Annotated in this window: 15 protein-coding genes and 1 pseudogene; 7 read left to right on the forward strand and 9 right to left on the reverse strand. The window is 41.3% G+C overall.

The features are described 5' to 3' along the window. Positions 1 to 178: 178 nt before the first annotated feature. The 6 genes from H6G97_RS17400 to H6G97_RS17425 form a co-directional block, all read right to left on the reverse strand. Entirely contained in the window at positions 179 to 316 is a 138-nt protein-coding gene (locus tag H6G97_RS17400) for a hypothetical protein (protein ID WP_190941989.1), read from the reverse strand. Beyond that, positions 291 to 2,297 carry an amylo-alpha-1,6-glucosidase gene (locus H6G97_RS17405; protein ID WP_190941990.1) on the reverse strand — a complete coding sequence of 669 codons (2,007 nt, stop codon included), beginning with the start codon at positions 2,295 to 2,297 and terminating at the stop codon, positions 291 to 293. The genes H6G97_RS17400 and H6G97_RS17405 overlap by 26 nt, the downstream gene beginning before the upstream one ends. A 196-nt stretch (positions 2,298 to 2,493) precedes the next feature. Beyond that, entirely contained in the window at positions 2,494 to 3,123 is a 630-nt protein-coding gene (locus tag H6G97_RS17410) for a GNAT family N-acetyltransferase (protein WP_190941991.1), read from the reverse strand. Positions 3,124 to 3,309: 186 nt separating this feature from the next. Beyond that, positions 3,310 to 4,125 (reverse strand): PD-(D/E)XK nuclease family protein, encoded by an 816-nt coding sequence (locus H6G97_RS17415; protein ID WP_190941992.1) that lies wholly within the window; start codon positions 4,123 to 4,125, stop codon positions 3,310 to 3,312. Between the two features lie 102 nt (positions 4,126 to 4,227). Next, positions 4,228 to 4,455 (reverse strand): hypothetical protein, encoded by a 228-nt coding sequence (locus H6G97_RS17420; protein ID WP_190941993.1) that lies wholly within the window; start codon positions 4,453 to 4,455, stop codon positions 4,228 to 4,230. 116 nt (positions 4,456 to 4,571) lie between these two features. After that, positions 4,572 to 4,811, reverse strand: coding sequence for a hypothetical protein (locus H6G97_RS17425; RefSeq protein ID WP_190941994.1), 240 nt, complete (start codon positions 4,809 to 4,811; stop codon positions 4,572 to 4,574). Between the two features lie 568 nt (positions 4,812 to 5,379). On the opposite strand from H6G97_RS17425, the gene H6G97_RS17430 reads away from it, so the two are divergent. Further along, complete coding sequence (locus H6G97_RS17430; RefSeq protein WP_190941995.1) at positions 5,380 to 8,985, forward strand: WD40 domain-containing protein; 3,606 nt, start codon at positions 5,380 to 5,382, stop codon at positions 8,983 to 8,985. 62 nt (positions 8,986 to 9,047) lie between these two features. Here H6G97_RS17430 and H6G97_RS17435 read toward each other — a convergent pair whose 3' ends face one another. The 3 genes from H6G97_RS17435 to H6G97_RS17445 form a co-directional block, all read right to left on the reverse strand. Beyond that, positions 9,048 to 9,251, reverse strand: coding sequence for a hypothetical protein (locus tag H6G97_RS17435; RefSeq protein ID WP_190941996.1), 204 nt, complete (start codon positions 9,249 to 9,251; stop codon positions 9,048 to 9,050). A gap of 10 nt (positions 9,252 to 9,261) precedes the next feature. Next, positions 9,262 to 9,825: a peptide deformylase gene (gene def / locus H6G97_RS17440; protein ID WP_190941997.1), complete on the reverse strand. Its 564-nt coding sequence runs from the start codon at positions 9,823 to 9,825 to the stop codon at positions 9,262 to 9,264. 740 nt (positions 9,826 to 10,565) lie between these two features. Continuing rightward, entirely contained in the window at positions 10,566 to 10,853 is a 288-nt protein-coding gene (locus H6G97_RS17445) for a Mo-dependent nitrogenase C-terminal domain-containing protein (RefSeq protein ID WP_190941998.1), read from the reverse strand. Between the two features lie 452 nt (positions 10,854 to 11,305). Between H6G97_RS17445 and H6G97_RS17450 the strand changes: the two genes are divergently transcribed. From H6G97_RS17450 to H6G97_RS17475, 6 genes and pseudogenes are all read left to right on the forward strand, one after another. Beyond that, the gene (locus tag H6G97_RS17450; RefSeq protein WP_190941999.1) at positions 11,306 to 12,208 is read left to right on the forward strand and encodes a permease-like cell division protein FtsX; all 903 of its coding nucleotides are present in this window, start codon (positions 11,306 to 11,308) and stop codon (positions 12,206 to 12,208) included. 43 nt (positions 12,209 to 12,251) lie between these two features. Next, on the forward strand, positions 12,252 to 13,058 hold the full coding sequence (locus tag H6G97_RS17455; protein WP_190942000.1) for a DUF3598 family protein: 807 nt from the start codon (positions 12,252 to 12,254) through the stop codon (positions 13,056 to 13,058). Then, positions 13,058 to 14,569, forward strand: a complete 1,512-nt coding sequence (locus H6G97_RS17460) for a BamA/TamA family outer membrane protein (protein ID WP_242054967.1) — start codon at positions 13,058 to 13,060, stop codon at positions 14,567 to 14,569. Before H6G97_RS17455 ends, H6G97_RS17460 begins: the two co-directional genes overlap by 1 nt. A gap of 480 nt (positions 14,570 to 15,049) precedes the next feature. Continuing rightward, positions 15,050 to 15,478, forward strand: coding sequence for a hypothetical protein (locus H6G97_RS17465; protein WP_190942001.1), 429 nt, complete (start codon positions 15,050 to 15,052; stop codon positions 15,476 to 15,478). 173 nt (positions 15,479 to 15,651) lie between these two features. After that, entirely contained in the window at positions 15,652 to 16,002 is a 351-nt protein-coding gene (locus tag H6G97_RS17470) for a histidine triad nucleotide-binding protein (protein ID WP_190942002.1), read from the forward strand. A 175-nt stretch (positions 16,003 to 16,177) separates the two neighbouring features. Then, positions 16,178 to 16,500 (forward strand): annotated as a pseudogene (locus H6G97_RS17475) (photosystem II q(b) protein); the annotation flags it as partial.

Consider the following 16,500-nt stretch of genomic DNA (forward strand, 5'->3'; position numbering starts at 1 on the left):
GCTATTTTGAAAAGATTGGGAGATATATATTTTTTATCGCTCTCTCATCTTGGCAAATTATCCTCTAATAATAATTTAAATGGATTTACTAGTAATTAAATTAATTTTTGCTGAGAATTATCTTAAAATTTATCATGTTTTCTGTTTTATCTTTTTTTCTGTTAGAGCGATTGCTCCTTTATTCTTCTAGACCAAAAATTCTTTTTTTGAAAATAGCATCTTCGCCATTCCAAAGTGCGATCGCAGCATAATGATTAAACCGCTTTTTAAATCCTAAGTTATTCCCCGCATCAACTCTCTGTCGCCAACCAAGCACGTAAAACCTCTGCCACTGTCCACGCTTGAGCAATGCATCCCCGTGGAGTCATCGGAGCATCTCCATCAAAAATTTCGCTGAGACTGCCAACACCGTGTGCAGTGAGATGATTAGCCATTGGTTCCAAAAATTGACGAGCCTGCTCAGGGTTTTTGTAGACGCGTAGGTGTGCTAACACGAACGGCCCCAACAACCAACCCCAAACTGTTCCCTGGTGGTAGGCTCCATCACGTTGATAGTGATTGCCACCGTATTTTACCTGATATTGGGGATAAGCGGGGGCAAGCGAACGCAACCCATAAGAAGTCAGCAGCGATCGCCCGCAAGCTTCCACCACACCCATTTGCTGGGCAGGTGTGAGCGGACTTTCTGGTAATGACACAGCAAATATTTGGTTAGGTCGCAACAACGCATCATCACCATCAGGGCTATCTAAAACGTCATAGCAATAACCTGTCTCTTCATTCCAGAAGCGAGAAAATCTATACTTAGCCCGGTCTGCCATTGCCTCATATTCTTGATGTGGTTTACCAAGGTGACGGGCAAACTTTGCCATTGCTCGTAAAGCATTATACCAAAGCGCATTAATTTCAATCGGTTTGCCAATTCGGGGCGTAACTACCCAATCGTCAATCTTGGCATCCATCCAGGTGAGTTGTACGCCAGCAACGCCTGCATATAGTAAGCCATCGGCTGGATCGAGGTGGATGTTGTAGCGTGTACCGCGACAGTGCCAATCAATGATGTCTGCAAGTATGGGAAACAGTTCACCAAGCAAAGTATCATCGTCCGTAGCGTTGTAGTAAGAGCGGACTGCTTCAAAGTACCAAAGAGTGGCATCGACTGTATTATATTCTGGTTGCTCACCTGCATCAGGAAAGCGATTAGGCAGCATTCCCTGGTCTACGTATCTGGCAAAGGTGCGAAGAATTGAGCGTGCTACCTCTGGGCGACCTGTGGAAATTGTCAAACCAGGTAGACTAATCATCGTGTCGCGTCCCCAGTCGCTAAACCAGTGATAACCAGCAATGATGGTTTTACCATTGGGGTCTTCTGGCAATGAGCGATCGACAATAAACTGGTCAGCAGCTAGTACTAGATGGTTGATCCAGCTAGGTGATTCCTTAGTTTTGAGAGGTAGATTAGTTTTCCAAAGTCCTGTTAGCTTTTGTTCTTGAGCGCGACGTAACTTTAGTGCAACTTCAGCATTGAGATTTGGCTGTTTTTCTGTGCTGGCTACAAAGGCGATTGCTTCCCCAGGATTCAGTGTAACTTCAAAGGTGGCAGCATGGAGGTGGTCTTCTTTATCTCTCAATCCCCGATAGCGTTCAACTGCCAAGTCAAAGCCATAATACCAATTGTGGGCAACAGATGCACTACCGCAATCGCTCAGTATATAAAGTGGTGCAGCACCCGGATAAGCAGTTACACAAATTCCCTGTTCCATCTGCTCAACAGACATCTGCCAATCATTGCTTTGGGTGTCGCTGTGATAATCACGGTAATTGACCATTGCTTTGAGCGTCAACTTTAGCGGTTGGGTAGCGCGACGCAGAGTATATTGCACATAAGTTGTGTTAGCACCTTGTTGCATCCACACCCGTTTTTCTAATAAAGCATCGGCAACAGCAAAACCCCATAAGGGAATCGTACCTTCTAGAGAAAAACGTTCAATATGTTTATAACCGTGGGGATTAACAATACCATCTGCCCAACGATTGGTGTATAGAAAATAAGAGCGAGCCTCCTGCGGAGGAGCTGCGCTAACGCCATACAATACAGTTTCATCTAGTTTTGCCAGCATTAATGTACGACCCAGAGGTGGTTTCAATGCTGCTACCAGTAGTCCGTGATAGCGGCGGGTCAATAAACCAGCCACAGTCCCAGAGGCGTAACCACCAATGCCATTAGTAACTAACCATTCCCGCGATTCTGCAATCTCAAGATTGCCACAGATTTCCCGCCCAAATTCTATAGACATAAGTTACGTCACTTTGCTCTAAATTCAAAATTAATAATTGCCATTATGCTTTCTCTCTGCGTTCTCTGTGCCTCTGCGGTTTAAAAGTAATTTATTAAACCACAGAGGCGCAGAGAACACGGAGAAAAGAGAAATTATTATCCCAAAATTTTACCCACCTTGAAAGGACTACTCCTAACTTTTATTAGATTGGAGATTAATCCTCAGCTATTTGAGATTCTTTCACGAGAGGATTGAGGATGACTTCATTAGCAACACTATCAGGTTTACGGGCACGAATCGCTGGACGCGATCGCTTGTAACCGGCTCTTTCAGCTTTTTGGTGTTCGTAATCAATTAATCTGCCATAATATTCGTGCTTGCTTAAATTCATCGACAAGAAAATATGCTGGCGAGTATTACCAAAACCTTTGCGGTTAAAAAACTTTAATGCTGAAGTATTGGTGGGGTCAGTGTCTACTAACATGAACCGCGCCCCATCTTCAATCATCCGGGCGACGACTTTATCAACCAACTTGTCTGCTACTCCCCGACGCTGATAGTTCGGACTAACTCCTAGCCATAAAATATATCCATAAGTCCAAGATGCTTTGGTGATGATGGTTCCCAAAATAAATCCTGCTAATTCCCCGTCTGTTTCAGCTACAAGACAATATCCTGGATCGGTGTTGTAAAGTCCAATCACCTCCCATTCGTCCCAGGTGCGGTATAAATAAGGGTATAAATCACTGGTAAATAAGCCTTCTCCCAAGTGGTAAACGGCAGCAATGTCATCAATTCCTAATTCGCGTACATAAATTGCTTCAGTTCCGTCAAAGCTTGACATAATTTTATATAAATTTAAAAGTCATAACTTCTTTATACCTCTATGGGATTTTACAAACATCCTCTAATTTAGAGGGTTATACCAATTTAATGTGAAGTTGCACATATCTTGATCCCCCTAAATCCCCCTTAAAAAGGGGGACTTTGAATTCCCCCCTTTTTAAGGGGGATTGAGTTCTATGCAGCTTCAGAAAGAATTGGTATTAAGCGAGACTTCTTCAATATTATCAAGGCTTGGCAATGAGTCATTCACTACTTCTTCAATTGCTTGTGTGCGATCGCACCGTTTAGCAAACTGACAGTAATCACAGTTTTTACTACCTTCCCCAACTTGGGGAAACTGCTGGTTATTTTGGTAATTTTCCAGCCAATTAGTTAACTGGACTAACAGTTGATTAAGTTTTTTAGCTGTTTGTGTATGTTGAGCCGTATTGTAATTAAATTTAATATTTTGGGGTTTGCCTTCAGATTGGACAAACCAATAAGTCATAGAAATCTTTTCTGGCAAATAGTCGCTAGTTTCTGCCAATACATATAGATAAAGCCGTGTTTGCCAGTTGGATTCTAACTTGCGTTTGTTCGGTGGTTTAGGATAAGTTTTCCAGTCGAGAATTTGTGCTTGTTGGTTATCTGCAATCAATAAATCATAGACAACCGTCAGCAAATAGTCTTGAAGTTGCAGAGTGCGGTAGTGTTCACTTTCACGGAAAGTTTGATTATCAGATGCAGCCGTTAAAATTTCTGGGGCTGCATCAGCAAAAGATAGCATCCAGCTTTGCAGTTGAGCATCTGCTTGTAGGAAACTATCAATTGGCAAACCCATTTCTCGCTGCTGCATTAGCAAGTGAAAGCGACTACCCAAAGTTAGCCGTTCTTCTTGTTCTGGATTTGAGGGAGAATTGAGTTTTTCTAGGTAGATATGTTGAAATTTACGCGGACAAGCTTCTAGTAAATTTAGTTGTCCTTGAGACAGTCGCAGTAGTTGAGTGGGAGTTGACAGCATTCTTCTATTTTAGAAGCAAATTATAATCTGCAACTCACCTTGGCAGACTATCTGTAAAAAACAGGTCTTTTTTACTGCTTTCACAGATAGTGGTTATGTCTGCTATTTCAACTCATCCTTATCTACCCCATCCTGGTTATTGGAATGTTTACTTTTTCCTTGAGACTTGATTGAGCCAAAACTGTAGACCATAGCTATTTTAACGATGTCAAAATATGCTGGGTGATTAGCTTTGTTAACGATCGCTAAAGAGATTGACCCTGCCACTAAAATGACTAAAAGCGGTGAAAGTGTTTCTCCTGCCCCAGAGATGTTGCTGTTGTTTGACATGATAGAATCTCCTAGTGGTAAGTTCTTGGGTTAACTTGCACTTAACCCAAGAAAGCTGATTAAACTTCACTACGAACCTAAAATTACAATCTTGTGGCTGATGATTAGATAAAGCATCAACTCCAAGACTCAACAATCATGGCGATCGCAAATAGACAAAACAGAGATACTGCTATCTTCACAAAGAACATCCATAAACTTGTGGATAACAGCATCCCAGTTATTGAGGCAGCGCCAAAAACGTGAGATAAAACAAGAGCGATCGCCAAACCAAGCAGAGTCAGCAGAAAATACTTGAGTCCTTGACAAAACCACTTAAATAGGAGATTTTCATCATCTTTGAGATTGATTTTCATAGTTTTTGCCCTGTTTTGATTGAATCTAAGCAGCAGCTAGGGCTACCTCGACGTCTTAAAAAAGGAGTCAATACTTGCCCTGCTTTATAGCTACTCAAAGCACGCAGCAGTCCTACCAAACTTGAATCAAGTTTGAATACCAACAACAGTGGTTTTGGTATTACAAATGGTGAAAGTAAACTTCTAAATGAATTGCAAAGATAATTTTGAAATTAAAATTAGATGCTCAATGCTCGTGATGATGCAGAACGCACACTACGCGCATCAACCCCTAAAATGCAATTCCTACTTTTCAAAATTGATTAACGGTTCCAGCTTTTGCCTTTACCTTGTCCTCACTAAGTTTGACTAATTCAACCGTAAACTTACTAAGTTATCCGACTTACCTGCGTTATACACACTATAAGGTAACTTAGTTACCTGGTCAAGTGAAACTGAGAAAATTATTTAACAAATACAGACTCAACAACGTATTTCCTTACCAGACAATAGTTAAAGCGTCACTCTGAGCAGCTTAATTCCTCACCTAGTGAGGTAATATGGGAATATAGTTTGTCTTAGTGTGAGTATGAGTCAGATTTCCGAAGATTTTCTTTTGGCTTTAGCCCAAGAGCGGCGCTTATCTAGCAGTGAGCTAGAGGTATTTATATATGCTGCTGAGGGAAAATCACCAAATGCGATCGCTGAAGAATTGCGCGTCAGTGCCGAAGCGGTACGTAAAAGATTGAGTGAGGTTTACAAAAAATTCCAAGTGAGTAGCGGTGGCCCAGGTAAACTCACTAAGTTACAGCAAATTATTGAAAGTGAATATAAAGCATCTTTGCAGACTATAGAAGTGACTGCCAACAAGCGTCAAGATTGGGGCGAAGCACCAAGTATTAGTGATGCCTTCTACGGACGGGGAACAGAACTGTCTAACCTTAAGCAGTGGATTGTCAATGATAAATGTCGATTGGTAGCACTATTAGGCATGGGGGGAATTGGCAAAACTGCTTTGTCTGTAAAACTGGCACAGGAAGTTCAAGAGAATTTTGATTACTTAGTTTGGCGAACTCTCCGCAATGCTCCACCCATCCAAGAAATGTTAGCGAATCTGATCCGATTTCTATCTGATGAGCAAGAAACGAATTTACCAGAAACTGTAAATGGTAGAGTCACGGTGCTGATTAAATATTTACGAAAGCGGCGATGTCTTATAGTGTTGGATAATGCAGAGACAATTTTGCAAACAGGCATGAGCGCAGCTTCTTCGCAAGAGCCTCGCGCCGGATACTATCAAGAAGGATATGAAGGTTACGGTCAACTACTGAGACGGGTAGGGGAAGAACCTCATGAAAGCTGCTTGCTGATTACTAGCCGCGAAAAACCAAAAGAATTTGCACCTTTAGAGGGCAAAGCATCACCAGTTAGAACAATATCATTACCTGGTGTAGGAGAAACAGAAGGGCAAGAAATTCTCAAAGATAAAGGTTTATCTGGATCGCCGCAAAACTGGGCGAAACTAGTTAAGAATTATTCAGGCAATCCATTGGCTTTAAAGCTAGTCTCTGAGACAATCCGAGAATTATTTGGTGGAAATATTGCTGCCTTTTTAGCTGAAGGAGAAATAATTTTTGGTGACACTCGTAATTTATTAGACCAGCAGTTTGAACGGGCCTCGGAGCTAGAAAAAGAAATTATCTACTGGTTGGCAATCAAGCGTGAGCCAGTTTTGCTAGAAGAATTGTTAGATGATATTGTGTCTCCCCTAGCAAAAAGAGAATTACTGGAAGCACTAGAATCACTGCGGCGGCGATCGCTTATTGAAAAAAGCACAGCACTGTTCACCCTGCAACCTGTGGTTATGGAGTATATCACAGAGACCATAATTGAACAGGTTTGTCAAGAAATTACTACAGGTGAAATCGCACTATTCATGAGTCATGCTCTCATGGGAGCTACTGTCAAAGATTATGTCAGAGATATTCAAACTCGCCTAATTTTGAAGCCAATCATCAAAAGATTGCTCAGTATTTTTATTACTCAGAGAAATATTGAAGACAAGCTAATTCAAATTCTGGAACCCCTGCAAGACAAATCTGTTGTCAAACCTGGATATGCTGGGAGTAACGTTCTCAATCTACTGTGTCAATTACAGACTGATTTAACTGGTTATGACTTCTGCCATCTAGCTATTAGGCAAGCCTATCTACAGAACGTAAATCTACATAAGGTCAGTTTCGCTCATAGCGACCTAACTCGGTCTGTCTTTGCAAAAAACTTTGCCACTGTGCTGTCAGTAGCATTTAGTCGAGATGGCCAACTTTTAGCTACAGGAGATGCTAACGGTGAGATTCGCCTCTGGCGAGTTATTACTGGTCAACAACTTTTGCTGTGTCAAGGACACAATAATAAAGTTTGGTCAATTGCTTTTGATGCCAATGGTACAACTTTAATTAGCGGCAGTGAAGACCAAACAGTGAAAATCTGGGACGTTCAGAGCGGTGAATGCCTGAAAACACTGTTAGGGCATACAGATAGAATCTGGTCAGTAGATTTCAGTTCTCAAGGTGAGGCGATCGCTAGTGCTAGTGAAGACCAAACCGTGATAATTTGGGATGTCAAGAGCGGTAAATGCCTCAAAAGTTTAAAAGGTCATATTAATGGGGTACGATCAGTTGCTTTCAGTCGCAATAGTACAACTTTAGTTACTGGTAGCAAAGACCAAACCGTGAAAATTTGGGATGTCAAGAGTGGTAAATGTCTGAAAACACTTTTAGGGCATACAGATAGAATCTGGTCAGTAGCTTTCAGTCCTGAAGATCATACAATTGCCAGCGCCAGTGATGACAAAACGGTTAGGCTGTGGGATGCTGACACAGGGAAGTGCCTGAAAATTTTGAAAGGTCACACTAATTGGGTATGGTCAGTAGACTATAGTCCTAAAGGGGACATGATAGTCAGTGGTAGTGATGACCAAACAGTTAGACTGTGGGATGTAAACACTGGTCAGTGTTTAAAAACTTTGCCTGGACACACAGATAGAATCTGGTCAGTAGCTTTCAGTTCTCAAAATCAGACAATTGCCAGTACCAGTGATGACCAAACAGTAAAGTTATGGGATGCTGATACTGGTAGATGCTTGAGAACTTTGAAGGGTTACACTAATTGGGTGTGGTCTGTAGCTTTTAGTCCCGATTCTCAAATCCTAGCCAGTGCCAATGATGACTACACAGTTAAGCTGTGGGATGTAAACACTGGTGAGTGCCTTAAAACTTTGAAGGGTCATACAAACGGAGTGCGATCGGTCGCCTTCAGTCCCAATGGCCAAATCCTAGCTAGTGCCAGTGATGACCAAACTATCAAGTTATGGGATGCTAATACTGGTAAATGTTTCAAAACTTTAAAAGGACATACTAATTGGGTATGGTCAATTGCCTTCAGTCCTCAAGGTAATATCTTAGCTAGCGCTAGTGACGACCAAACAGTAAAGTTATGGGATGTGAATACTGGTAAATGTTTCAAAACTTTGTTAGAAGACACTAACAGAATATGGTTTGTAGCCTTTAGTCCCAAGGGTGACATTTTAGCTGGTGCTAGTGAAGACCATACAGTGAAATTGTGGAACCTTAGCAGTGGTCAATCCTTAGAACCTTTGAAAGGACACACAAATTGGGTAAGGTCAGTAACATTCAGTTTTGATGGTCAAATGATAGCTAGTGCCAGTGAAGACCATACAGTGAGATTATGGAAGGCTAACACCAATGACAGCCCAGAACCTCTAGAACCTTCTTTGAAGGAACACACCGATAAAGTCCGAGCCGTTGCTTTCAGTCCTCAAGGTTATACAATCGCCAGTGAAACTGATAAAGTTAGCTACATTTTGGCCAGCGCTGGTGATGACAATACGCTGAAAATCTGGGATGTGAACACTAATAAATGTCTTAAAACGCTACAAGGACATACTAAGAGGATATGGTCAGTCGTATTCAGCCCCAATGGACGATTCCTAGCTAGTGGTGGTGAAGACGAAACTGTGAGGATATGGAATCCAGACACAGGTCAATGTTTGAAAATTCTCAGTATCCCCAAACCATACCAGGATATGGACATTACAGGCTCTATTGGTTTAACAGCAGCTCAGAAGGCAACACTAAAAGCTTTAGGGGCGGTAGAAGAGGGGGAGCAAAAATAAAAGGTAAAAGAATGAATTTGCCTTTTTTATTCATTCCCTTACCTTTTTTATGTACCTGATGCTTATTTTATGTTAGCCCTTGCATCCTTAACTGCGGCAAAGAAAAATAATCCTGTGAGTGGAATGCTCAATCCCAGGATAATCGCCGTGGTTGTGAAACCAAAATCTGGTTGTCCGTAACTGAGTTCAAAAATCGAACCAACAGCTGCGATCGCACTTACACAAGAACCACCCAGAAATAAACCGCTTTTTGGAGTTAAATACACTACTAGTCCCCTATGCTATTGGTTTCACCGCTTGATACGAGAAGCCATTCTTAGATAGCTCCTGGGCTAAAGTCAAGGAGTTTTCTACACGGTCTACAAATACCACGCCGTTAAGGTGATCCATCTCGTGCTGAATGCAGCGTCCCAAGAGGTCATTAGCCTTTAATGTCCGAGGACGACCGTATTCGTCTTTATAGGCAATTTCCACAACTTCGGGGCGCTTCACATCTAGATATACATTGGGAATACTCAAGCATCCTTCTTGGGCAACAGAGATGTCGCGGCTGACTTGTTTAATAGTGGGGTTAATCAACACCAAGGGCTGATTAGCTGCGTTCTCTGGTTCTAGGTCGATGACAATTAGTTGTTTGTGAATTCCTACTTGGGGTGCAGCCAAACCAATGCCATCCTTGCTGTACATTGTTTGCAGCATTTCGCGCACTATTTGGCGGAGTTCGTCATCAACTTTAGAAATTCGCTTTGCAGCTTGACGCAGCACGCGATCGCCTAAATAATGAAGCTCCAAAGGTGGATTTTTTAACTTTTTTTTCTCGACAGCAATATCAGAGGGCATGAGTCTTGATGGCTAGATGGTGAAAATTCCGATTATTCTAATTCTATCAATCTCAGTTAGACCTAGTAGTCTGCCAAGCCAAAAATGATGGATGGGTGAAGGCAGGGGGAGCAGGGGAGGCAGGGGAGGCAGGGGAAGCAGGGGGAGAAAAGAACTTAATTTTCATTACTATAAACCCCGCAAAGTTTCTTTGGTGGACTATTAATGGTCTGTCCCATTAAATATGATGGGTAAATCACCTTTAAATTTCTCTTCTTTAACTCTTAACTTTTCTGCGAGACGCTGCGCGAATGCTTAGAGGATGTTTGAAAAGTCCTCTTGTTGGTAGCAAAACGTTTAGATCCCCCTAAATCCCCCGATAAATTGGGGGACTTTGACTCTGGTTCCCCCCTTTTTAAGGGGGGTTAGGGGGGATCAATGAGTGCCTAAAATCACAGTCAACTACTTTTCAAACAACCTCTTAGAGCGAGTCCGCTACTCCTTTGGAGAAGCAAGTTACACGTAGCGTCTCGTAGAGAGCGTTTGCATAATCGGAGTTTTTGCACCACCAAATTGAAAATTTGGTGGTATTCAATGATTGGTGGGTCTGAATACCCCATCCACTCATTAATTCAGAATTATAAATTATTATTCAACAGCCAATTTCTTATTCATGTCTGATTGCAATTAAGATTTTTATACAATACTTATCTTAGTAAAAAGATGTTTTTCAATCTATTATTATTGATACAAACATAGATTTAACAATATTTTTTCGCATCCTCACCACATTCATTGACTAAATATAATAAACACTTAAAACGAAGACCAACTATTTGTTCATAGAGGGGGTTAATCTTACACAAAGGGGGAATCTGTAAGAGAGTTCGACCGAAAACTGTAATAGTTCTTTCAAAAGGGCAATTGGAGGGAATTAGTTTGCATAATAGTTTGGCTAAATGATAATTATGTATTTCTACGGACTCAAGCTGATATCGGATCTGGGTTAATAAGTGATTATCCAAGTTGGCTTTATTTAATGAGTTCATAATTCAAATTCCCTTTCATGACTTTTGTTTGTTCTTTAAAGTTACAACTCTTGTCAGATATCAAACATCGTAAAATTACTAAACTATTTTTCTACTTTTAAAAAGCCAGTTATAAAAACAGTAAAATTGCTTAGAAAGCACAATAGTAGCCAACTGTTATCAATAACTATAAAAGCAACAGTGAGTGTATCTATGGTGAATAATACAAAGATAAGGTAAATAGTCGAGACAGCAAGAAGGAAGTAGCAAGAGATAAAAGCTGATGTATTGGCAAAGTTTGCACCATTGACTATAAATAGTGGTGTTATCAGCGCCAAGACGCAAGAGATGAACTTAGCGCCTTGGCGTTGCAGTTTTCATATATTTGCATCATATCTGTCGTAGGGGCGTAAGACCTTGCAACCCTACTATGTGGTTGAAAATAGCTATAAGTTCTAATTTTGAGGTAATTTGTGTTTAAATCTCTGACGAAACTTGACTATCTACTCAAAGAAACTTTCCTCGGTCTACTGCGCGGAGGTTGGATGAATTGGGCAGCGATAAGTACTGTGACGGTATTACTATTTTTATTTGGCTTGAGTCTGCAAACCTCTTGGCAAGTCGAAAAACTACTTTATCAGTTTGGTAGCCAGCTAGAAGTATCAGTTTACCTCGAACCAAATACGCGAATCGAAAGTATTGAGGCACTAATCGTCAAAATGCCAGAGGTGACGGGGATACGAAGCATTACCAAAGAAGAAGCCTGGACTAAGTTAGTTAAGGAAATGAGAATTTCTGATATTGAGGGTGCTACTCAGCAGCTAGGTGAGAATCCTCTGGTTGATGAAATGAAAGTTAAAGCACGTAATTCTCAAGTTGTGCCAAATTTAGCAACGCAGTTGGCTAAGTTACCAGGAGTTGAGACGGTGCAGTATATCGATGAAGCAGTCAAACGTATTGCCCAGTTGCACCAAGGTTTGAACTGGATTACTTTAACAATTACAATTATTCTGACTTTAACAGCGATCGCAGTCACTACTACTACAATTCGGCTGATTGTCATGGCGCGTCGCCAGGAAATTGAAATTATGCAACTTGTGGGAGCGACTTCTGCTTGGATTTACCTCCCGTTTATTTTACAAGGAATTGCTTTTGGTTTAGTTGGTGGTGCGATCGCTTGGAGTTTTATTTCTGTAATTCAACAGTTTCTCGGTAAGTTGCTAGTCAATCAACCTGAGTTTATCCAAGCCATCACCAACAAGGTGCAATTCACTCCAGCAGAAATTTTATTATTGCCTTTGATTCTTTTGAGTTTCGGTGCAGGTGTAGGATTAATGGGAAGCTTATTTGCTGTCAGACGTTTTGCTAAAGGTTAGGCATTGGGTATAAGGGGATGGGGAGACAAAGGGAGAAATCGCTATGAAATCGCAATGGGAATGTTTTTTGCAAAATCTCGGTGTTTGGGAAGGTTCATTTACCAATTTTTCCCCTCAAGGGACACTTTTGAACGATACTCCTAGCCGTCTTTCCCTAGAACATTTGAATAATAACCAGAAAGTGCGTCTAAGTCTGAGCCGTTCGGGACAAGATGTGATTAGAGAATTTAGTTCTGTGGGAGGGGGTCTGCTGTTTTTTGAAAATGGTTCGTTTTCTGAAGGTTTAATTCAGCTAGGGCCATTTTCCGAATTTGGTGGAGAACTTGCTTTTGTTCATGAAAATCGCCGCTTGCGTCTGGTGCAACTATTTGATAAGACCGGTCAGCTAAAGGAACTAATCTTAATTCGAGAACATTTAGCCGGAACCCCAGCAGCAGAACGTCCAACTTTGCAGATTAATGACTTGTTGGGAGAATGGCAAGGTCAAGCAGTGACAATATATCCAGATTGGCGATCGCCTGATACTTACTCTACAACCTTAAAATTACAACTTGATGATGCTGGGCAATTAATTCAAAGTCTCTCTTTTGCAGGACACACAATTACCTCAATTGCTACCATCAAAGGCTCCATCCTTCTCTTTGATCAAAATCCCCAAAAGTCGGTGCAGGTATTAATGTTACCAGATGGTGCTTCTGCAACTTCCCCTCTTAAGGTGCAGTTACGTCAATCATTTTTTCTGGAAGTGGGTTGGTTAATCCAGCCAAACCTGCGCCAACGGATGATTCGCAGCTACAACGAGAAAGGTGAATGGGTTAGTCTGACGTTAGTTACCGAAGAAAAGGTGTAATGGTAAAACTTTATTTATGCGTAAGTCCTATAGCTGTAGTTGCGATCGCAATAATGTTAATAGGTGGGCAAAATCTAGAAGCCATTGCAAACTCGCAATCTTCTATTGAAGATAAAGCAGAACCTACGTTACAAATAGAGGCAGGGTATGCCAAATATGGTAATTATATAGGCTCAACTCCAATAGATAGCCAGTCTGTCGAGTTTTCCCAGCGAATTGTCAAAGATATCGAAATTCGTTTTACTAACAACAAAGATCAGTTGCTCGATGATAAAGGTCAGCCGATCAAAGGGCGTACCCAAAAAGATTTTATAATTAGCCTACTAAAACTCAAACCTGGTCAGGTATTCCGTGAAGATTTACTGGAAGCAGACTTGCAACGATTGAGGAGATTAGAGTCATTTAATGAAGTTAATGTTTATCGACAAGAAGATGACAAGAGCGTTAATCTTATTTATGAAATCAAAGAGCGTGGTTTCCCTTCTTTAATCTTTGGAGGGGGTAGTAACGAAGATGTTGGGTTATACGGCCGGGTGGGTTATAAAGATGAAAATATTAGTGGTCTTAACGATAAATTAGATACAACTGTGCAAATCAGTGGTAAAGATGTCCAATTTAATGGTCAATTTACTAGTCGTTATCGTTCTGAAGAACCAAACCGCTTAGGCTATAGCATCAGAGGTTTTCGTAGTCGAAATATATCGGGAACCTTCAACGAAGATATTAAATTGTCTAACGGTGACAGAGTTCGTGAAGGAAGATTTGGCGGTTCTGTGGGACTTTTGCGAGATTTTGATGAGTGGAATACAGCTCTTAGCCTTAATTATACCAGAATTAGCCTACGCGATCAAGCTTATGACGTTGTACAAGTTGATAGATTAGGGAGTCCTTTATCTGTGAGCGGTACTGGCATTGATGACTTATTTACATTATCCTTTGCTGTATCCAGAGATCAACGCGATCGCCGAGACAATCCGACTCAAGGCTCAATCCTCACCCTCAGCACAGAGCAAGCGATTCCGATTGGACTGGGTAATATTTCCAGCAATCGCCTACAAGGAGATTATATTCAGTATTTACCAGTCGGTTGGATAGGTAATGGCAGAGCAACTGATAATCCAGAAATGTTAGCGATTAATTTACAAATTGGCACGACTATTGGGGACTTTCCACCAGCCGACGCTTTTAATATTGGTGGATTAGATTCTGTCAGAGGTTACGGTTATGGAAAAGTTGCCAGTGGTCGAAGTTATGGTTTAGCTTCTGTGGAATATCGGTTTCCAATTTTTCAGTCAATAGGAGGAGTTCTTTTTACTGACCTCGCCTCAGATTTTGGGTCTGGCAAAACCGTGCTAGGAGAACCAGGAGTGCTGCGAGATAAACCTGGAAGTGGCTTTGGTTACGGTTTAGGATTGCGAGTGAACTCAACTTTTGGGCTGATTCGAGGTGACTTAGGAATTAGTAACCAAGGAGAAGTTAGATTTGAAGTTACCACAGGTCAGCGATTTTAATTGGGGAATGTCGCGTCTCTTGCCTTAACCGAACTGTATTGAGACATTCCCTACTGCAATTGTCTAGCTTCATATCACTACATTGTCATTTGTCGATTTTAATAAGCAAACTCCAGTTTGTTTACTCATTTGCTGTAAATGCTTACTCATTTTGGTGTTTTCCACAAGCAAACCCCAGTTTGCTGATTCATTTGTTGTAAATGCTTACTCATTTTGGTGTTTTCCGCAAGCAAACCCCAGTTTGCTGACTCATTTGCTGTAAATGCTTACTCATATTTGGTGTTTTCCGCAAGCAAACTCCAGTTTGCTAACTCATTTGCTGTAAATGCTTTCTTTTTTCAGTAATTTCAGCACTCATGAGAGCGATCGCTAATGTAACAAAAACCATTGCAGATTTGCCGGAATTTTCTCAGGCTGTTCAATACTGAAGTTATTTAAGGTAAAGAATATCAACAGTACAATAATACAGGGTGTAATATCATGGCTCGTAAAAAAAGAAGCTCTCCAGTCTTACAGAAAGCAGTGCTTCGTGCAGCTAGCATGAATTCAATTGATCCAAATTTAGATGTAGGCAATGGACTCACCCTACCTGCCTTCTCAACTCTCATTGAAAGGATGCGAAGTAAAGAAAATGCCTACAACAGTGCCCTTTCCAACCTAGATAAGTTATACAGTGAAATGCTCCAAACAGAAAGCGAGTTGGGAGATATGGCAGAGCACATGCTGATGGGAGTTGCTACTCGATATGGCAAAAGGAGTGTAGAGTACGGTATGGCAGGAGGAGTTCCTAAAAACCCGCGCCGTAAAGGACTGCGAAGCGAGTCACCAACTCCTGATTCGCAGCAACCCTCATTTGTTGCTAGTGTCAACAGCAACGGAAATGGAAAAAAATCAGCAGTAACAAGCTAGTAGTCTGCCAAACCAAAAATATGCTCGTGAGGGCTGAGGAAAGGGTAAGGGGTAAGGGATTTAAAACCTTTCCCCCTTACCCTTTTCCCTTTAACCGAGCAGTATTGCGCTTATATCCTTTTTACTCATCTCTCTAATATAAAATCTCTAAGAGATGAGTAGGTAAATATGGCATGAGTGAAACAACAGAAACGATTTTCAGCAAAATCATTAGTCGAGAAATTCCCGCAGATATTGTTTATGAGGATAATTTGACCCTGGCATTCAAAGACATCCATCCCCAAGCGCCTGTTCACATCCTCGTCATTCCCAAAAAACCCCTTCCCACACTAGCTGATGCTGAATCTGGAGATCATGCTCTGCTGGGGCATCTTTTGTTAACCGTCAAACGTATTGCCGAAGAAGCGGGACTAAAAAATGGTTATCGAGTTGTCATCAATACTGGTGATGACGGCGGTCAAACAGTCCATCACTTACATCTACATATATTAGGAGGACGGCAGTTAGATTGGCCCCCTGGTTGATAAAACCAGATGAATTGCGTCTCTAGACGCGATTCATCAGTAAAAGATATGACTCTTATAATCAACGTCTATGTAATTTTTCTTTACAAATCTCAATTTTGCTTCTAATGTAATAAACATAGGTAAGCAAATTTGCTTATCCAAATCATACATAATTAACCGCACTTATAAAACAATGACAACAACCTTACAACAGCGCTCAAGCGCCAATGTATGGGATCGATTCTGCGAATGGATCACCAGCACCAATAACCGCATCTACATCGGTTGGTTCGGCGTAGTCATGATTCCTACCCTGCTAGCCGCTACCGCCTGCTTCGTAATCGCCTTCATCGCTGCTCCTCCAGTAGATATCGATGGTATCCGTGAACCAGTTGCAGGTTCATTGATCTACGGAAACAACATCATCTCCGGTGCAGTTGTTCCTTCCTCCAACGCTATCGGTTTGCACTTCTACCCAATTTGGGAAGCAGCTTCCTTAGATGAGTGGTTGTACAA

It is taken from the genome of Nostoc flagelliforme FACHB-838, from assembly GCF_014698065.1.
GTDB classification, from domain to species: domain Bacteria; phylum Cyanobacteriota; class Cyanobacteriia; order Cyanobacteriales; family Nostocaceae; genus Nostoc; species Nostoc flagelliforme_B.